The organism is Salmonella sp. A29-2 (assembly GCF_020150755.1).
Classification (GTDB): domain Bacteria; phylum Pseudomonadota; class Gammaproteobacteria; order Enterobacterales; family Enterobacteriaceae; genus Salmonella; species Salmonella enterica.
In genome coordinates this window covers 3,315,855-3,331,957 of sequence record NZ_CP083731.1, presented here as the reverse complement: position 1 = coordinate 3,331,957, position 16,103 = coordinate 3,315,855, and the positions used below count along the sequence as shown (strand labels likewise).

The following is a 16,103-nucleotide window of genomic DNA, read 5'->3' as shown; positions in this document are numbered from 1 at the left end:
GGCAAGGAAAACGGTTGCGTGTACGCCGTAACGGACGATTCGACGAACATTTACAGGGGGAAGGCGATTAACTCCACGTTATCCGGCGTGACTTTTACCATTGAACCTTCATGATGCCATGCGCCTAACACCACGCGGAACGCGGGCTGGTCGTTGACGGAAAGTTCATGCACTGCCGGGCGGTGGGTGTGACCGTGAACCAGCCACTGTACGCGGTGTTTTTCCATTTCGGCGACGACGGTCTGCGCATTGACGTCCATAATATCCAGCGATTTGCTGCTATTGGCGGCTTTACTGCCGGCGCGCATTCTGGCGGCGATACGGCGGCGGATAAACAGCGGCAGGGTAAGGAACAGCCGTTGAACCCACGGATTATGGACTTTGGCGCGAAACGCCTGATAACCGGCATCATCGGTACAGAGCGTATCGCCGTGCATAATCAACACATGGCGGCCATACAGGTCGAGCACTTTTTCCTGCGGCAGTAGAATCATGCCGCTTTCGCGGGCAAAGCGTTTGCCAATCAGGAAATCACGGTTACCGTGAATAAAGAAGCAGGGGACGCCGGAATCAACCAGCGATTTAATGGCAACGGCCATTTCACGATGTAGCGGGTTGGGGTCGTCGTCGCCAATCCAGGCTTCGAAGAGATCGCCAAGAATATACAGCGCGTCGGCCTGACGGGCTTCTACGGCTAAAAAACGCAGAAAACCGGCGACGATCGCCGGTTCTTCCGTTTGCAGATGCAAGTCTGCAATAAACAGTGTCGCCACGATTACTCGCTGACGGTCACGTTTTCAATGATGACGTCTTCTTTTGGTACGTCCTGGTGCATACCGCTACGGCCAGTGGCGACGCCTTTGATTTTATCTACCACGTCCATACCTTCTACGACTTCCGCAAAGACGCAGTAGCCCCAGCCCTGCAGACTTTCGCCGGAGAAGTTCAGGAAGTCGTTGTCTGCCACGTTGATGAAGAATTGCGCGGTAGCCGAGTGTGGCGCCTGAGTACGCGCCATTGCCAGCGTACCACGGGTATTTTTCAGACCATTGTTGGCTTCGTTTTTGATCGCCTCTTTGGTGGCTTTCTGTTTCATGCCCGGCTCAAAGCCGCCGCCCTGAATCATAAAACCGTTAATCACACGGTGGAAAATGGTGTTGTTGTAAAAACCTTCGCGGCAGTAGTCCAGGAAGTTTTTAACTGTTTCAGGCGCTTTATCATCAAAGGTTTTGATTACGATATCGCCGTGATTAGTGTGGAAAGTAACCATTTTTGCATCCTGTTCCAAGAGAGTGGTGCTTTAGCCCGCAATGGGGCACATATAGGGGCTTGTTATAGCATAACCGTAAGCTGCGATCACCTTGCAAAGTGTGCTGCTTCGATTACGAATAATATGTATCATACGGAGATTATTACCCACACACGTCTATACGGAATCTTCGATGTTAAAAATTTTTAATACACTGACGCGCCAAAAAGAGGAATTCAAACCCATTCATGCCGGGGAAGTCGGCATGTACGTGTGTGGTATCACCGTTTACGATCTCTGCCACATTGGCCACGGACGCACGTTTGTCGCTTTTGACGTTGTCGCGCGCTATTTGCGTTTTCTCGGTTATAAGCTGAAGTATGTGCGTAACATTACCGATATCGACGATAAAATTATTAAACGCGCCAATGAAAATGGCGAAAGTTTTGTCGCGCTGGTCGACAGAATGATTGCGGAAATGCATCAGGACTTCGACGCGCTGAATATTCTGCGTCCGGACAGCGAGCCGCGTGCGACGCACCATATTCAGGAAATTATCGAGCTCACCCGCACCTTAATCGAGAAAGGACACGCCTATGTGGCGGATAACGGCGATGTGATGTTCGATGTACCGACCGATCCGACTTATGGGCAGCTTTCCCGTCAGGATCTTGAGCAGCTTCAGGCGGGCGCGCGCGTAGATGTCGTTGACGTGAAGCGTAACCCGATGGACTTCGTGCTGTGGAAAATGTCGAAAGAGGGCGAGCCGAGCTGGCCGTCGCCGTGGGGCGAAGGGCGTCCGGGCTGGCACATTGAATGTTCGGCGATGAACTGCAAGCAGTTGGGCAACCATTTTGATATTCACGGCGGCGGTTCCGATCTGATGTTCCCGCACCATGAAAACGAGATTGCCCAGTCTACCTGCGCGCATGACGGCGAATACGTCAACTACTGGATGCACTCCGGTATGGTGATGGTGGATCGCGAGAAGATGTCCAAATCGCTGGGCAACTTCTTTACCGTGCGCGACGTGCTGAAATACTACGATGCGGAAACCGTGCGCTACTTCCTGATGTCCGGGCATTACCGTAGCCAACTGAACTACAGCGAAGAGAACCTCAAGCAGGCGCGCGCCTCGCTGGAGCGGCTATACACTGCATTGCGTGGAACGGATAAATCAGCGGCCCCGGCGGGCGGCGAGGCGTTTGAAGCGCGTTTCGTGGAGGCGATGAATGACGATTTCAACACGCCGGAAGCCTACTCCGTCCTGTTTGATATGGCGCGTGAAGTCAACCGTCTGAAGGGCGAGGATATGACCGCCGCGAATGCGATGGCGTCTCATCTGCGGAAGATTTCCGGCGTGCTGGGACTGCTGGAGCAGGAGCCGGATGTTTTCCTGCAAAGCGGCGCGCAGGCGGATGACGGTGAAGTTGCGGAAATTGAAGCCTTGATTCAACAGCGTCTGGATGCCCGTAAAGCGAAAGACTGGGCGGCGGCGGACGCGGCGCGCGATCGTCTCACTGAAATGGGTATTATTCTGGAAGATGGCCCGCAGGGCACCACCTGGCGGCGTAAGTAAGCGCTTTTACAGGCCGCTCTATTTGCATAGAACGGCCTGTTTTTTATTTTTTCGCACCGGGCGAAAGATAAACACACACCGACTCCCCCAGATTCTGATGTTCACACCCGGGTATTGCCCGGCTGTAATGGGCAATAAAGCGGATGACGCTGTCGCCGCTGTTTAGCCCCACATTTCCTTTTCGCAGCAATTCTGCTGGCTGATCGTCGGTGAAAACGTTAGGGGTGAACAGTTTTGCGCCTAATCGTTCAAAAGTGCCAGCACTAACGATAGAGGGTTGATAACCCTGAAGCTGCAACCAGCGGCGGGCATCATTACGTGACCAAACCTGCGCATCGTTTGCTCGCGCAAACACTTCGAGAAGCCAGCCATTCGAATTCTGATAAGGGCCGGAAAAAGGCCACGCAATCAGGTTATAGCGGGGACTGTGGAAGAGATTGAGTTTGATAGCGCTATGTAAGAGCGTTTGTAATGCCGTCGCGATATCTGAACGCGGGCGCAAAACGGCAATGCTCTGATTCACCAGGTCATCAGCCAGAAACTCATACAGACCTTGTATATAGAGCGCTGATTCAGCGGTTCCGCAAGTATTCAGATTATGGTAAACCCGCCAGTCTCCGTTTGGCTGGCGCATGGCATAGCCAGCATGTGACCAGGTTAAATGTCGGCTCGACATATCTTGCCCCTGGCGAACCAGAATGACGACCGGATCGGGTTGACTGTTAAGCTGCTGTTTGAGTTGTAACGCCTGATCCATTGTCGCTGCGATGCTCTCCGGCGTGTTTGCTTTTTGGTGACAGTTAGCACTGTCTGCATAAGCGTTGAGCGAGATTGCGCTGAGCCACAGGGCAAACGCGAACCGCTTCATTTGGCCGGTACCGTCTGGTTGCTGGAAAGTCCTGCGTCGTCCTGATTTACCATATGGGCAAGGACTTTGCCCTCTTTTTTCAAATAAGCGCCGGTGCCTTCCTGCGTTTTTTCCAGAGTGACTTTATCACCTGCTTTGAGGTTGCCTTCTTTGACGACATTTAGCGGAACTTGCATTTTAATGTCTTTGTTATCGGGGGACTTAGTGGTTAACAGCGCGGTTTTTTGCTTTTTATTTTCGACAACAGATCCAATGCTCAGGTTGAGCGGCAGCAGTACGGGGGAGAGTATAATTCCGCTAACCAGTGCGGAACTGCCCACGCTGACAACCGCAGACGATGCCGCATACCATCCAGTGGCAGACATTTCTTCGCTATAGCTGGCGTGGGAAAATGAGAAACAGACGACCGCGGCGGCGAATGTCATTTTATTCATATTGATTCCTTTTAATATGCGTTTTAAGTACCCATAGAAATAACACTAAAATACTTCCCGGCAACCACACCCACAGCAATTCTGAGAGAATGACCTGGTGTCCATACGGCGTGATGTAGCTTGAAAGCGCAAACGGCGCGACTTTAATCACCTGCCAGGGCGCAAAAAAACGTTCATCCGACCACGGCCACAGCCATCCGACGCCTTTACCACCCGTGGTGATCGAATCCAGCAGGCTGTGCGACAACAATGAAACGGTTAAAAACAGCCAGCAGCGCACCTGCCCCGCTCGAAACCATCGTCGTCCCGCGAGTACGCACAACAGGGGGAGGACGAATGCGAAAAGTAAAGAGTGGGTAAATCCGCGATGGCCGAAAACGTTGCCGTAGGCGACGCCAAATTTAAAGGCCAGCACGTCGGCATCGGGGAGCATCGCCAGCACAACACCGGCAAACAGCAGGCGAGGAGGGATAACTTTCAGGCCTAAGCCTGCGCCAAAACACAGGGGAACGGCGGCGTGGGTGATAACGGTAGGCATAGCGATGGTTCACAGGGAAATAGCCATGCTATCAGTTGGAACGCAGAGGATTAAGTGGATGATTATCTGAAAAGACAGCGTAATCAGGCCGGATAAGACGCTTTGCGTCGCTATCCGGCACTCTGTATTAGGCCACGACGTTCACACTTTGGCCTTCAAAGCTAACAGTTTGCCCGGCGACAATTTTGCAGCGTTTACGCGTTTCAACCACGCCATCAACCTTCACCAACCCGTCGGCAATGGCGATTTTCGCCTGCGCGCCGCTTTCGCTCCAGCCTTCCAGCTTGAGCAGATCGCACAGCTCGACGTGCGGGTGCTTGCCTAAAGAGAATGTCGCCATGTTATTTTCCTTGTGGATCGTGATATTCAATGCACGCCTGCAGCGTGTTTTCGATAAGCGTGGCGACCGTCATCGGGCCGACGCCGCCCGGTACTGGCGTGATGTATGACGCGCGCGCCGCGGCTTCGTCAAACACGACGTCGCCAACGACCTTGCCATTTTCCAGACGGTTAATACCGACATCAATCACAATTGCGCCTTCTTTAATCCATTCGCCGGGAATAAAGCCCGGTTTACCTACGGCGACAATGAGCAAATCAGCATGCTCGACATGGTGACGCAGATCTTTGGTAAAGCGGTGCGTAACGGTAGTCGTACAGCCAGCCAGCAGCAGCTCCATGCTCATCGGGCGTCCAACGATATTGGACGCGCCAATGACCACCGCATTCAGGCCGTAGGTATCAATATTGTAACGCTCAAGCAGGGTCACAATACCGCGGGGCGTACAGGGACGCAGGCGTGGCGCACGCTGACACAGACGACCGACATTATAAGGATGGAAACCGTCTACGTCTTTATCTGGCGCGATACGCTCCAGCACTTTAACGTTGTCGATGCCTGCCGGTAAAGGCAACTGCACCAGAATACCGTCAATCGTGTTATCTGCATTCAGAGTATCGATAAGCGCCAGCAGTTCGGCTTCGCTGGTGGTTTCTGGCAGGTCATAGGAGCGGGAGACGAATCCCACTTCGTCGCACGCTTTACGTTTACTTGCGACATAAATCTGTGAGGCCGGATTGCTGCCGACCAACACCACAGCCAGGCCGGGAGCGCGAAGACCTGCTGCGACGCGTGCCTGAACTTTTTGAGCAACCTCAGATCGCACCTGCTGCGCAATCGTTTTACCGTCAATAATCTTTGCTGCCATCAGAGAGAAGATTCCATCTGTTACTTCAAGTCAAAGGGGATAACGCTATTTTGTCAGAAGCGGGCCTCGCTGTCAGTTAACGTTTGTGTTTCCGATGCAAACGCGACGTCTCCCCCGTCTGTTGACGATACTGAGACGTGACCCGTAAGCGCGCCATGATTAACCAAAAAGAAACAATTCATCACCCTGGCTATGGTTACCGTAATCCCTCGTCGTTAATAGCATCGGGCGGCATAATGCGACATTTTATACAAAATAAGATTAGACCCTTCTTATATCCCAATAAGAATTAGCTTAGGTCATTAAAAGAGTTTGCGGCTATTTTTTATTTAGCGAAATGTTTAATTTATTACCGTGACGAAATGTCATATTCGCAAAGATTAATTACTGCGTCTGATACTCAGGGGAGAAACAGAAAACTAATTAATCTGCGATATCTATCTTTACAGGATGCAGAGATAACTTTTCTGACATGCTATGTCGATAATAATTCAAACGGAGCCGACAGGATGCCGAAACCGGGTGTGTGTAATTCAAGGGAAATCCATGAAACATAAATTAATGACCTCTACTATTGCGAGTCTGATGTTTGTCGCTGGCGCAGCGGTTGCGGCTGATCCTACTCCGGTGAGCGTGAGTGGCGGTACTATTCATTTCGAAGGTAAACTGGTTAATGCAGCCTGTGCCGTCAGCACTAAATCCGCCGATCAAACGGTGACGCTGGGCCAATACCGTACCGCCAGCTTTACGGCGATTGATGATACGACCGCGCAGGTGCCTTTCTCCATCGTCCTGAATGACTGCGATCCGAAAGTGGCGGCCACCGCTGCCGTGGCTTTCTCTGGTCAGGCAGATAACACCAACCCTAATTTGCTGGCTGTCTCCTCTGCGGACAATAGCACTACCGCAACCGGCGTCGGGATTGAGATTCTTGATAATACCTCTTCACCGTTGAAACCGGACGGCGCGACCTTCTCGGCGAAGCAGTCGCTGGTTGAAGGCACCAATACGCTGCGTTTTACCGCACGCTATAAGGCAACCGCCACCGCCACGACGCCAGGCCAGGCTAATGCCGACGCCACCTTTATCATGAAATACGAATAATCCCGTCCGGGAACGCCAGGGAAGGGAGGCGCCTCAACGGAAGAGGCTATCGGGGATAAAAGAGAACATAGCAGATGATAAGGAAAGGCGCGGCGCTAGTGGGGCTTGTTTTGATGTCGCCCGTTATTGCGCAGCCGGTAATGGTGGAGAGCGGGCGTATTCACCTGCGCGGACAACTGGTCAATGGCGGCTGCGCTGTCGCCACAGAAAGCCAGGATTTGCGCGTACTGATGGGACAGTACCGCACGAATGCGTTTACCGGTCCTGGCAGCTTCGCTCCCGTCAGCGTTCCATTTTCGTTACGGTTAATCTCCTGTAGCGCGGAGGTCTGGCGTCATGTCGGCATTGCGTTTGCCGGCGTTACGCCTGCGGAAGATCCCCATGTTTTTCTGGCCAGCGGCGAGGGTATCGGTAATGCCGGAATCGGCCTGGCATTATTTGATGACCAGCAGCGGCAAATCATACCTAACACGTTACCGCTTCATTACACGCCCATTTTAACGTCAGAAATGACTTTGCATTTTACCGCCCGCTATCGGGCAATTTCAGAAAATATGACGCCGGGACGAATTCATTCAGAAGTGTGGTTTACGCTGGTTTACCCATGAATTTTCTTGCCGACGTGACTCAATGCAAAAGGTATTTTTTACCATGCTGAATAGTATAAAATTAGGCTTTATTGTTCTTCTCACGTTATTTACTTCGCTGAACGTACAGGCGGCGGGGGGGATTGCATTGGGCGCCACGCGCGTTATTTATCCCTCGGCGGCGAAACAGACTTCTCTGGCAATCAGTAATAGCGATACTCAAGAACGTTACCTCGTCAATTCATGGATCGAAAATAGCGCCGGGCAGAAAGAAAAAACGTTTATCGTTACGCCGCCTTTATTCGTCAGCGAACCCAAAAGCGAAAACACGCTGCGTATTATCTACGCCGGGCAACCGCTACCCGGGGATCGGGAGTCGTTATTCTGGATGAACGTGAAAGCCATCCCGTCGGTCGATAAAAGTCATATTGAAGGAAAAAACGTTCTGCAACTGGCGATTCTGTCGCGCATCAAACTGTTCGTGCGTCCGGCGAATTTGCCGCAGACGCCGGAAGACGCGCCGACCTTGCTGAAATTTTCCCGTGTCGGCAACCATCTCAAGATAACCAACCCATCTGCTTATTACCTCACGCTGGTCAATATCAGCGTGGGCGCGAAAAAGATTGATAACGTGATGATCGCGCCAAAAAGCGACATGCAAATTCCCTTACCGACTGGCGCGCAGGGCAGCGTGACATTTCAGACCGTCAATGATTACGGCGCATTGACGTCGGCGACAACGGCCAGTCTCGGTTAAGCAGATCGCGTGAAGCCACACGAGAACACGATGAAGAAGACAACCTGGTTTGCAGGGCGATTTCCCGGCTATGTATCACCGTTAAGCGGCGTGGCGCTGTCGGTGTTGGCGGCGCTGTGTCCGCTGACGAGCCGCGGCGAAAGTTATTTCAACCCTGCGTTTTTGTCGGCGGATACCGCGTCTGTGGCGGATTTATCTCGCTTTGAAAAAGGTAATCATCAGCCTCCCGGTATTTACCGGGTGGATATCTGGCGTAACGACGAATTCGTAGCGACGCAGGATATCCGTTTTGAGGCGGGCGCCGTGGGCGCCGGCGATAAATCCGGCGGCCTGATGCCTTGTTTTACACCGGAGTGGATTAAACGGCTGGGCGTGAATACCGCGGCGTTCCCTGTCTCAGATAAAGGCGTCGATACCACGTGTATTCACCTTCCTGAGAAAATCCCGGGCGCGGAGGTCGCGTTCGATTTCGCGTTGATGCGCTTAAATATTAGCTTGCCGCAGGCGTCATTGCTCAACAGCGCGCGTGGCTATATCCCGCCGGAAGAGTGGGATGAAGGGATACCCGCCGCACTCATCAATTACAGTTTTACCGGTAGCCGCGGAACAGACAGCGATAGCTATTTTTTGAGTCTGTTGAGTGGTTTGAACTATGGCCCCTGGCGGCTGCGTAATAACGGAGCCTGGAACTATTCGAAAGGGGACGGCTATCATTCGCAACGCTGGAACAACATTGGCACCTGGGTACAGCGCGCCATCATTCCGCTAAAAAGCGAACTGGTCATAGGGGACAGCAATACCGGGAACGATGTTTTCGATAGCGTCGGCTTTCGCGGAGCGCGGCTGTACTCTTCTGACAATATGTATCCCGATAGCCTGCAGGGCTACGCCCCCACGGTTAGAGGAATCGCCCGGACGGCGGCAAAGCTGACGATACGACAGAACGGGTATGTTATCTACCAAAGCTATGTGTCGCCGGGCGCGTTTGCGATTACCGATCTTAATCCTACCTCTTCCAGCGGCGACCTTGAGGTGACGGTAGATGAAAAAGACGGTAGCCAACAACGTTACACGGTGCCTTACTCTACCGTTCCGCTATTGCAGCGTGAGGGCAGGGTGAAGTATGACCTGGTGGCCGGGGATTTTCGCAGCGGCAATAGTCAGCAGTCTTCGCCATTCTTTTTCCAGGGAACGGTGATTGCCGGCCTGCCTGCGGGGCTGACGGCTTACGGCGGTACGCAACTTGCCGATCGTTACCGTGCCGTGGTGGTCGGGGCGGGGCGAAATTTGGGCGACTGGGGAGCCGTGTCGGTCGATGTCACACATGCGCGTAGCCAACTGGCAGATGACAGCACCCATCAGGGGCAATCGTTGCGTTTTCTGTACGCCAAATCGCTGAATAATTACGGGACTAATTTTCAATTGCTGGGTTACCGCTATTCCACACGCGGATTTTACACTCTGGATGATGTGGCATATCGCAGTATGGAAGGGTACGACTACGAATACGATAGCGACGGACGCCGCCATAAAGTGCCGGTGGCGCAGAGCTACCACAATCTCCGTTACAGCAAAAAAGGCCGCTTTCAGGTCAATATTTCGCAAAACCTGGGGGATTACGGGTCACTGTATCTTTCCGGCAGTCAACAAAATTACTGGAATACGGCGGATACCAATACCTGGTATCAACTGGGATACGCCAGTGGATGGCAAGGCATAAGTTATTCGCTGTCATGGTCGTGGAGCGAGTCGGTGGGGATCTCAGGCACCGACCGCATTCTGGCATTCAATATGTCCGTTCCGTTTAGCGTTCTGACCGGACGGCGCTATGCGCGCGACACTCTTCTTGATCGTACTTATGCCACGTTTAACGCCAACCGCAACCGCGACGGCGACAATAGCTGGCAGACCGGCGTGGGCGGCACGCTTCTGGAAGGACGTAATCTGAGCTACAGCGTGACGCAGGGGCGTAGCAGTACCAATGGTTATAGCGGCAGCGCCAGCGCTAGCTGGCAGGCGACGTATGGCACGCTGGGCGTGGGATATAACTACGATCGCGATCAGCATGACTATAACTGGCAACTTTCCGGCGGCGTGGTCGGTCATGCGGATGGTATTACGTTTAGCCAACCGTTGGGCGATACCAATGTCTTGATTAAAGCGCCGGGAGCGAAAGGCGTGCGCATCGAAAACCAGACCGGCGTGAAAACGGACTGGCGGGGCTATGCGGTAATGCCCTACGCCACGGTATATCGCTATAACCGCGTCGCGTTAGATACCAACACGATGGACAACCATACCGATGTCGAAAATAACGTCAGCAGCGTAGTGCCGACAGAGGGCGCGCTGGTGCGGGCCGCTTTTGATACGCGGATAGGCGTAAGGGCCATCATTACCGCGAGGCTTGGCGGACGTCCGTTACCGTTTGGCGCGATAGTACGAGAAACCGCCAGCGGCATTACCAGTATGGTCGGCGATGACGGGCAAATTTATCTGAGCGGCTTGCCGCTAAAAGGTGAACTGTTCATCCAGTGGGGAGAGGGGAAAAACGCGCGTTGTATCGCCCCTTACGCCCTGGCGGAGGATAGTCTGAAGCAGGCGATTACGATAGCCAGCGCGACCTGTATCCGTCCGGCATCATAAAAGGAAAAATAGAGATGAAAATATACTCAGCGCTATTGCTGGCGGGGACCTCGCTCTTTTTCACCCATCCCGCGCTGGCGACGGTTTGCCGCAATTCAAACGGGACGGCGACCGATATCTTTTACGACCTGTCAGATGTTTTCACCAGCGGCAATAATCAGCCGGGACAGGTGGTTACGTTGCCGGAAAAATCAGGTTGGGTCGGCGTAAACGCGACGTGCCCGGCGGGGACAACGGTAAATTATACCTACCGAAGCTATGTATCAGAATTACCGGTACGAAGCACCGAAGGAAATTTTAAATACCTCAAGTTGAATGACTACCTTCTGGGCGCGATGAGCATCACCGATAGTGTCGCTGGCGTATTTTATCCGCCCCGTAACTATATTCGCATGGGCGTCGACTCTAACGTGTCGCAGCAAATGCCGTTTGGCGTGCAGGACTCAAAGCTGGTTTTTAAATTAAAAGTGATACGGCCTTTTATTAATATGGTGACGATCCCTCGCCAGACAATGTTTACCGTCTATGTGACGACCTCTACCGGCGACGCGTTGAGCACGCCGGTATATACCATTAGCTACAGTGGCAAAGTAGAAGTGCCGCAAAACTGCGAAGTGAATGCCGGACAGGTCGTGGAGTTTGATTTCGGCGATATCGGCGCGTCGTTATTTAGTCAGGCGGGAGCGGGTAATCGTCCGCAAGGCGTCACGCCGCAAACGAAAACCATCGCTATCAAATGTACCAACGTCGCGGCGCAGGCCTATTTATCGATGCGGCTTGAAGCCGAAAAGGCCTCAGGGCAGGCGATGGTGTCCGATAATCCGGATTTAGGCTTTGTGGTTGCTAATAGCAACGGTACGCCGCTCACACCCAATAATTTGTCGAGTAAAATTCCGTTTCATCTTGATGATAACGCCGCCGCTCGCGTAGGTATTCGCGCCTGGCCGATCAGCGTGACGGGGAATAAACCGGCGGAAGGGCCGTTTACTGCGCGCGGCTATCTACGAGTCGATTATGATTAAGGAGGCATAATGATCTTTCGGCGCGTTTTCATCGCTATCGGTTGTGTTTTGTTCAGCCCGCTGAGTCAGGCCAACTCATCTCTGGGCGAAGTGAATATTGAACTGCGCGGTAACGTGGTGGATTTTACCTGCGCCGTGGTTGCGGGCGACAGTAACAAGTCGGTTAACCTCGGCACCTGGCCGACAAAACAGCTTCACGCCGTCGGTGACGCCACGCAACCGGTAGCCTTTAGCCTAAAACTTGAAGGTTGCCCGCCGGGGGCGGCGTCTATAACGTTTTCCGGGACGCCAGCGCCCGGCACGGCATTACTGGCGCTTGCTGATACGGCAATGGCGCAAAAACTGGCGATTGAAATTCGCGATGGCGATCAACGTCGATTGCCACTTGAACAGGCCAGCAAGGCCGTCGATATTGACAACAACGGCAATGCTACCCTGAAATTCTATGCGAACTATATCGCCTTAGCAGATGGCGTGCAGCCCGGACTTGCTAACGCGGATGCGACCTTCCTGATCAATTACAATTAGTGTCCGTTATTGTGGCTCCCGAACGATAATTCGCCGGGAGTACCTTTACAATAATTCGTGTGATTTGGCGTAGTCGATAAGCTCAACGATAGAGTGAAGGCCAAGTTTAGAAAATATATTGGCCTTATGCGCGCTGATAGTCTTGTTACTCAATAAAAGTTGCTCGGCAATTTCTTTGTTAGACATTCCATTGGCCAGATAGCGCAGCACGGTAACTTCGCGGTTAGATAGTGGCATATCATGGTGCCCACCTTTGGGGGTACGGGTATTACTGATGAAATTAAGCGTCTCAGATGGGAAAAAAGAATAGCCGGATAAAATCATTTTTACCGCATTATAAATATCATTGAGGTCTTTGCGTTTACTTACAAATCCGTTTGCGCCCGCTCTTATTGCTCTTCCGGCATAAAAAGCCTCTGATTTCGACGATAAAAAAAGTATCCGGGTATGTTCCTGGATAGATTTGATTCGTTTAAGTAAGGTAAAGCCGTCGGTGCCCGGTAATTCAATATCCAGAATGACAAGGTCAACAGGATAAGTGCGCAGATACTCTATCGCTGTTCGGCTATCATCCGTTTTCAGGACAACCTGAATATTGCTATTTTTACCGAGTAAAACTTCGATCGACATTCTTACAATAGGGTGTTCGTCCATAATGATAACAGATGCAGGTTTCATTGTTGTATGCCTCAGACTGTTATGCGTCCTTCGTTTTAGAATAAGCGTCAGACACCTTAAAGATTGTGAAATAGCCAGATCTATACACCACACAGTGGAGCAATAATAAAGAATGAGACCTCCCTGTTGACTGGCTATTTGGCGTAAGAGTAATAAATATGTGGAATATCCATTTCGCACCAACAAAAAAGAAATTTCTGATTAAGTAAAAACAATATGGATTATACCTGGTCTGATTTCTCGGAAAAGTCTTGCGAAATGCGAATTATGGATAGCGGGTAGGATGTTCTGTGGCGTTATAGAAAATTTGTTCGTGGTAGAGTTATTTTCTTTAGAGTTGACATTGAGTGGTTTAAACTGTTGTTTTTAAGTATAAAAATAATATGAAAGACTAATTGTTTAGTATTTGTTATGTAATAACAGAAACATGTTTACGCTGGAGACCTCGAAAAACGAGGAGGAACAGGGGACGGTGTAAGAAAAAAATTTTTATCGCTTACCAGGACGAGTTGTAAATATTAATTTTATGTGAAATATTTACATTTAATGGAAGTAAAAATAAGTAATTTCTTAAAAAATCTTATTCACCAAAACGTTAGTTCGTTAAAAAATGTCGTGGAAAGTAACGTTTAACTGCTGGATTAGCCGAAGAAAGCTTTGCCTGTGGGGAAGGTTAAGGAGGGTGATAAGTTGTTTAAGCCGGTAAACCACACGATGATAAGGTACGCTTTGCTGACGTGCTATTTCTTTTAAAGAGGCGCCTTGTGCTAAAGTTTCAATCATCAACCAGTCAGTACGGCTAAAGCTTTCCGATAAGCGAGGTTTGGCGGCTGATAACAAGGCTTCGCGTACTGAGGCCAGATTTTGTTGTCGTGACAGAACAAAAAAACGCCCAGCCATACGGATAAACTGTGTTATAGCGGGGGTTTTATCTGATACCAGCAGGTAAATCTGGATATCGCTTTGTTGCCAACTGAGCGCGCGTAGCTGGTTAAGCGTCTCAATACAGGAGACAGGTAGCGCCTCCATATCTACAATCAGTTGTCTGAGCGACCCCTTTTCAATCCACAAAGAAATGTCATCTAATGAGCGGAATGCAGCGGTACGTTTTCCGGAAAATAAGTAGTGACTCAATGAATAGCCGAGGTAGTTATCAGTTGTAATTATTGCCTGAGAAATGATACCAACCGGCAAGGCATAATTAAGCTGTTGGTCCAGTAACTCAAGGCGATCAAATATCTGCGGCGTTGGAGAGTGATAACGGCAGGCGCAGTCTTTGGCATTTCTTAAACGGCGGTGTCTTTCCCTGCGTGGTACGCTGCGCATCCTGCTTTTTCCATTGCTCTAATATATATCTGGTAATATGGCTGGCCATAAATAACCTTGTCCCATCGTTGCACCAGCGTAAAAAGCAATGCTTCGTTGCTCTGATGTTTCAATGCCTTCCATCAGCATTAACTGCTGAAAAAAAACTTCGCTATCATGTTTTGACGGAAGTTGCGTCAGGACCTCATAGCCGATTAATTGCGCAGTTGAGAGATTAACGATTGGCTCAGATTTTAACAATCTGCTGTTGAGATATGAATGACGTGTTGGCGAAGACGCCAGGTGTGGGGGATTTATCCTTTCCTTTAATAAAGTACCCTGTGCCACCAAACACTCCTCCAGGCATTTATGATGCAGCCATATATTTTCGACCCCTGAATCTATCAGGATATTATGGGCATCATTGTGGCAGCGTTAAAAAAATGCCTGTAGGTATCGTTACTTAATTATTGGTGAGATATTTCGTAAGCCTTGTAAAAAGTTAAGTGAGTTTACTTACTGAGTAAGAAATGAAGGTTAACTCTAATATACTTTAAAAACTGCTGCTCCGTTTTAACATGTAATTTGCGCATAATGCTCCGGCGGAGTGACTTTGTCTGCTCTTCAGAAAGTGAAAGTAAAGCAGCCGTTTCGCTTAAATGATAACCGCTGGCGATCAGTTTTAACAGGTGACGTTCTGTTACTGAAAAATGACGAGTCGTGCAGTAGTGGCAAATGCCAGAAGGGACGCTATGTCGAAGCGCTCGCTTATGTAAGATCAATATCATTTTCCGGGTAATTTCTTCAACATCATCTTCCCGATAAATATGCGGCAGCATATACAGACATGGTCTGAACATGAGCTTTTCTTTATCGCATTTATTACAAATAATCACCCGTAGCTGATGTTGGGTATGCATAGGTATCTGGTAACAGCCTGCGCTGAACCAATCATCATCCAGGGCCAGGAAAGCGATATCGGCATTATCTATCTCTTCTGGCGGCAGGAAGTCAATTTTCTGCTGCCATTGATTCGCCAGACGCGTCATGATGATTTTCAACCCATGCTCAAAGTGACTGTTTTGTTCCTTAATAGCGATACGCAGCATAAAAAATATCCTACACGGCAGGTGAATCATGGTGAAATATTAAAGAAACTGATTGATTATCTAAATACTGGCGGCCTTAATTCCCACTTTATGCGTGCTGAGATGTGTCCAGGCGATTTCCTGGAACCTGGCATTGCGCCAGAAAAGACGATATTCGTACACTTAGTCAGCAACCAGAACAAAAGCCATTGACTCAGGAGTGCCTGACCGTATAATTCTCGCGTTTCGTCTACACGAAGTCTTCACTTCACAAGGCGCCCTTAGCTCAGTTGGATAGAGCAACGGCCTTCTAAGCCGTGGGTCGCAGGTTCGAATCCTGCAGGGCGCGCCATTGATAAATCAAGCAGTTACATCAAAAAACCTATCATCTAAAATTATCCTGCAGTGTAAGTATCAGGGTAAGTTTTAAATCATCCCTGTATTTTCGCATTATCTTGACCTTCCCCCTGTAAACAGTGCCAGTCTAAACTGAAGTTTCCGGTCTTTCTTCCATC

The 16,103-nt window shown here is 50.5% G+C and carries 18 protein-coding genes and 1 tRNA gene; 8 read left to right on the top strand and 11 right to left on the bottom strand.

The window, feature by feature from the left end; all coding sequences use genetic code 11:
• Positions 1-50: 50 nt before the first annotated feature.
• Positions 51-773, bottom strand: coding sequence for a UDP-2,3-diacylglucosamine diphosphatase (gene lpxH / locus K8W53_RS16320; RefSeq protein WP_023225016.1), 723 nt, complete (start codon positions 771-773; stop codon positions 51-53).
• A 2-nt stretch (positions 774-775) separates the two neighbouring features.
• On the bottom strand, positions 776-1,270 hold the full coding sequence (gene ppiB / locus K8W53_RS16315) for a peptidylprolyl isomerase B (RefSeq protein WP_000255991.1): 495 nt from the start codon (positions 1,268-1,270) through the stop codon (positions 776-778).
• Between the two features lie 172 nt (positions 1,271-1,442).
• Between ppiB and cysS the strand changes: the two genes are divergently transcribed.
• Positions 1,443-2,828, top strand: a complete 1,386-nt coding sequence (cysS, locus tag K8W53_RS16310) for a cysteine--tRNA ligase (protein WP_000912377.1) — start codon at positions 1,443-1,445, stop codon at positions 2,826-2,828.
• A 43-nt stretch (positions 2,829-2,871) separates the two neighbouring features.
• Here cysS and K8W53_RS16305 read toward each other — a convergent pair whose 3' ends face one another.
• From K8W53_RS16305 to folD, 5 genes are all read right to left on the bottom strand, one after another.
• Positions 2,872-3,696 (bottom strand): DUF2145 domain-containing protein, encoded by an 825-nt coding sequence (locus tag K8W53_RS16305; RefSeq protein ID WP_000819114.1) that lies wholly within the window; start codon positions 3,694-3,696, stop codon positions 2,872-2,874.
• Positions 3,693-4,130, bottom strand: coding sequence for an STM0539 family protein (locus tag K8W53_RS16300; RefSeq protein ID WP_001038581.1), 438 nt, complete (start codon positions 4,128-4,130; stop codon positions 3,693-3,695). Before K8W53_RS16300 ends, K8W53_RS16305 begins: the two co-directional genes overlap by 4 nt.
• On the bottom strand, positions 4,123-4,668 hold the full coding sequence (locus K8W53_RS16295; RefSeq protein WP_001143507.1) for a metal-dependent hydrolase: 546 nt from the start codon (positions 4,666-4,668) through the stop codon (positions 4,123-4,125). Before K8W53_RS16295 ends, K8W53_RS16300 begins: the two co-directional genes overlap by 8 nt.
• A gap of 127 nt (positions 4,669-4,795) precedes the next feature.
• A complete protein-coding gene (gene ybcJ, locus K8W53_RS16290; RefSeq protein ID WP_000190281.1) occupies positions 4,796-5,008 on the bottom strand; it encodes a ribosome-associated protein YbcJ in 213 nt (70 codons plus the stop codon).
• Between the two features lies 1 nt (position 5,009).
• Entirely contained in the window at positions 5,010-5,876 is an 867-nt protein-coding gene (gene folD, locus K8W53_RS16285; protein WP_000729165.1) for a bifunctional methylenetetrahydrofolate dehydrogenase/methenyltetrahydrofolate cyclohydrolase FolD, read from the bottom strand.
• Between the two features lie 546 nt (positions 5,877-6,422).
• On the opposite strand from folD, the gene fimA reads away from it, so the two are divergent.
• From fimA to sfmF, 6 genes are all read left to right on the top strand, one after another.
• Entirely contained in the window at positions 6,423-6,980 is a 558-nt protein-coding gene (gene fimA, locus K8W53_RS16280; RefSeq protein ID WP_023225017.1) for a type 1 fimbrial protein subunit FimA, read from the top strand.
• Positions 6,981-7,054: 74 nt separating this feature from the next.
• Positions 7,055-7,588, top strand: coding sequence for a type 1 fimbrial protein subunit FimI (gene fimI / locus K8W53_RS16275; RefSeq protein ID WP_000619614.1), 534 nt, complete (start codon positions 7,055-7,057; stop codon positions 7,586-7,588).
• Positions 7,589-7,631: 43 nt separating this feature from the next.
• A complete protein-coding gene (gene fimC / locus K8W53_RS16270) occupies positions 7,632-8,324 on the top strand; it encodes a type 1 fimbria chaperone FimC (protein WP_001519112.1) in 693 nt (230 codons plus the stop codon).
• Positions 8,325-8,354: 30 nt separating this feature from the next.
• Complete coding sequence (locus K8W53_RS16265; RefSeq protein ID WP_023225018.1) at positions 8,355-10,967, top strand: fimbrial biogenesis usher protein; 2,613 nt, start codon at positions 8,355-8,357, stop codon at positions 10,965-10,967.
• Positions 10,968-10,981: 14 nt separating this feature from the next.
• Entirely contained in the window at positions 10,982-11,989 is a 1,008-nt protein-coding gene (gene fimH, locus K8W53_RS16260; RefSeq protein ID WP_023225019.1) for a type 1 fimbria D-mannose specific adhesin FimH, read from the top strand.
• A gap of 9 nt (positions 11,990-11,998) precedes the next feature.
• Complete coding sequence (gene sfmF, locus K8W53_RS16255) at positions 11,999-12,517, top strand: fimbria assembly protein (protein WP_023225020.1); 519 nt, start codon at positions 11,999-12,001, stop codon at positions 12,515-12,517.
• 45 nt (positions 12,518-12,562) lie between these two features.
• Here the strand turns inward: sfmF and fimZ are convergent, their stop codons facing one another.
• The 4 genes from fimZ to fimW form a co-directional block, all read right to left on the bottom strand.
• The gene (fimZ, locus tag K8W53_RS16250) at positions 12,563-13,195 is read right to left on the bottom strand and encodes a fimbria biosynthesis transcriptional regulator FimZ (protein ID WP_000801273.1); all 633 of its coding nucleotides are present in this window, start codon (positions 13,193-13,195) and stop codon (positions 12,563-12,565) included.
• Between the two features lie 603 nt (positions 13,196-13,798).
• The gene (gene fimY / locus K8W53_RS16245) at positions 13,799-14,521 is read right to left on the bottom strand and encodes a fimbria biosynthesis regulator FimY (protein ID WP_023225021.1); all 723 of its coding nucleotides are present in this window, start codon (positions 14,519-14,521) and stop codon (positions 13,799-13,801) included.
• An 18-nt stretch (positions 14,522-14,539) separates the two neighbouring features.
• Positions 14,540-14,851: a hypothetical protein gene (locus tag K8W53_RS16240; RefSeq protein ID WP_023203049.1), complete on the bottom strand. Its 312-nt coding sequence runs from the start codon at positions 14,849-14,851 to the stop codon at positions 14,540-14,542.
• 161 nt (positions 14,852-15,012) lie between these two features.
• Entirely contained in the window at positions 15,013-15,609 is a 597-nt protein-coding gene (gene fimW, locus K8W53_RS16235) for a fimbria biosynthesis transcriptional regulator FimW (RefSeq protein WP_001523348.1), read from the bottom strand.
• A gap of 254 nt (positions 15,610-15,863) precedes the next feature.
• Between fimW and K8W53_RS16230 the strand changes: the two genes are divergently transcribed.
• Positions 15,864-15,940 (top strand) — tRNA-Arg (locus tag K8W53_RS16230).
• Positions 15,941-16,103: the final 163 nt, after the last annotated feature.

What these genes read in the sequence shown, in the direction of transcription:
- ppiB (WP_000255991.1), bottom strand. Translation starts at nt 1,270, where the DNA reads ATGGTTACTTTCCACACTAATCACGGCGATATCGTAATCAAAACCTTT.
- cysS (WP_000912377.1), top strand. Translation starts at nt 1,443, where the DNA reads ATGTTAAAAATTTTTAATACACTGACGCGCCAAAAAGAGGAATTCAAA.
- K8W53_RS16305 (WP_000819114.1), bottom strand. Translation starts at nt 3,696, where the DNA reads ATGAAGCGGTTCGCGTTTGCCCTGTGGCTCAGCGCAATCTCGCTCAAC.
- K8W53_RS16300 (WP_001038581.1), bottom strand. Translation starts at nt 4,130, where the DNA reads ATGAATAAAATGACATTCGCCGCCGCGGTCGTCTGTTTCTCATTTTCC.
- K8W53_RS16295 (WP_001143507.1), bottom strand. Translation starts at nt 4,668, where the DNA reads ATGCCTACCGTTATCACCCACGCCGCCGTTCCCCTGTGTTTTGGCGCA.
- ybcJ (WP_000190281.1), bottom strand. Translation starts at nt 5,008, where the DNA reads ATGGCGACATTCTCTTTAGGCAAGCACCCGCACGTCGAGCTGTGCGAT.
- folD (WP_000729165.1), bottom strand. Translation starts at nt 5,876, where the DNA reads ATGGCAGCAAAGATTATTGACGGTAAAACGATTGCGCAGCAGGTGCGA.
- fimA (WP_023225017.1), top strand. Translation starts at nt 6,423, where the DNA reads ATGAAACATAAATTAATGACCTCTACTATTGCGAGTCTGATGTTTGTC.
- fimI (WP_000619614.1), top strand. Translation starts at nt 7,055, where the DNA reads ATGATAAGGAAAGGCGCGGCGCTAGTGGGGCTTGTTTTGATGTCGCCC.
- fimC (WP_001519112.1), top strand. Translation starts at nt 7,632, where the DNA reads ATGCTGAATAGTATAAAATTAGGCTTTATTGTTCTTCTCACGTTATTT.
- K8W53_RS16265 (WP_023225018.1), top strand. Translation starts at nt 8,355, where the DNA reads ATGAAGAAGACAACCTGGTTTGCAGGGCGATTTCCCGGCTATGTATCA.
- fimH (WP_023225019.1), top strand. Translation starts at nt 10,982, where the DNA reads ATGAAAATATACTCAGCGCTATTGCTGGCGGGGACCTCGCTCTTTTTC.
- sfmF (WP_023225020.1), top strand. Translation starts at nt 11,999, where the DNA reads ATGATCTTTCGGCGCGTTTTCATCGCTATCGGTTGTGTTTTGTTCAGC.
- fimZ (WP_000801273.1), bottom strand. Translation starts at nt 13,195, where the DNA reads ATGAAACCTGCATCTGTTATCATTATGGACGAACACCCTATTGTAAGA.
- fimY (WP_023225021.1), bottom strand. Translation starts at nt 14,521, where the DNA reads ATGCGCAGCGTACCACGCAGGGAAAGACACCGCCGTTTAAGAAATGCC.
- fimW (WP_001523348.1), bottom strand. Translation starts at nt 15,609, where the DNA reads ATGCTGCGTATCGCTATTAAGGAACAAAACAGTCACTTTGAGCATGGG.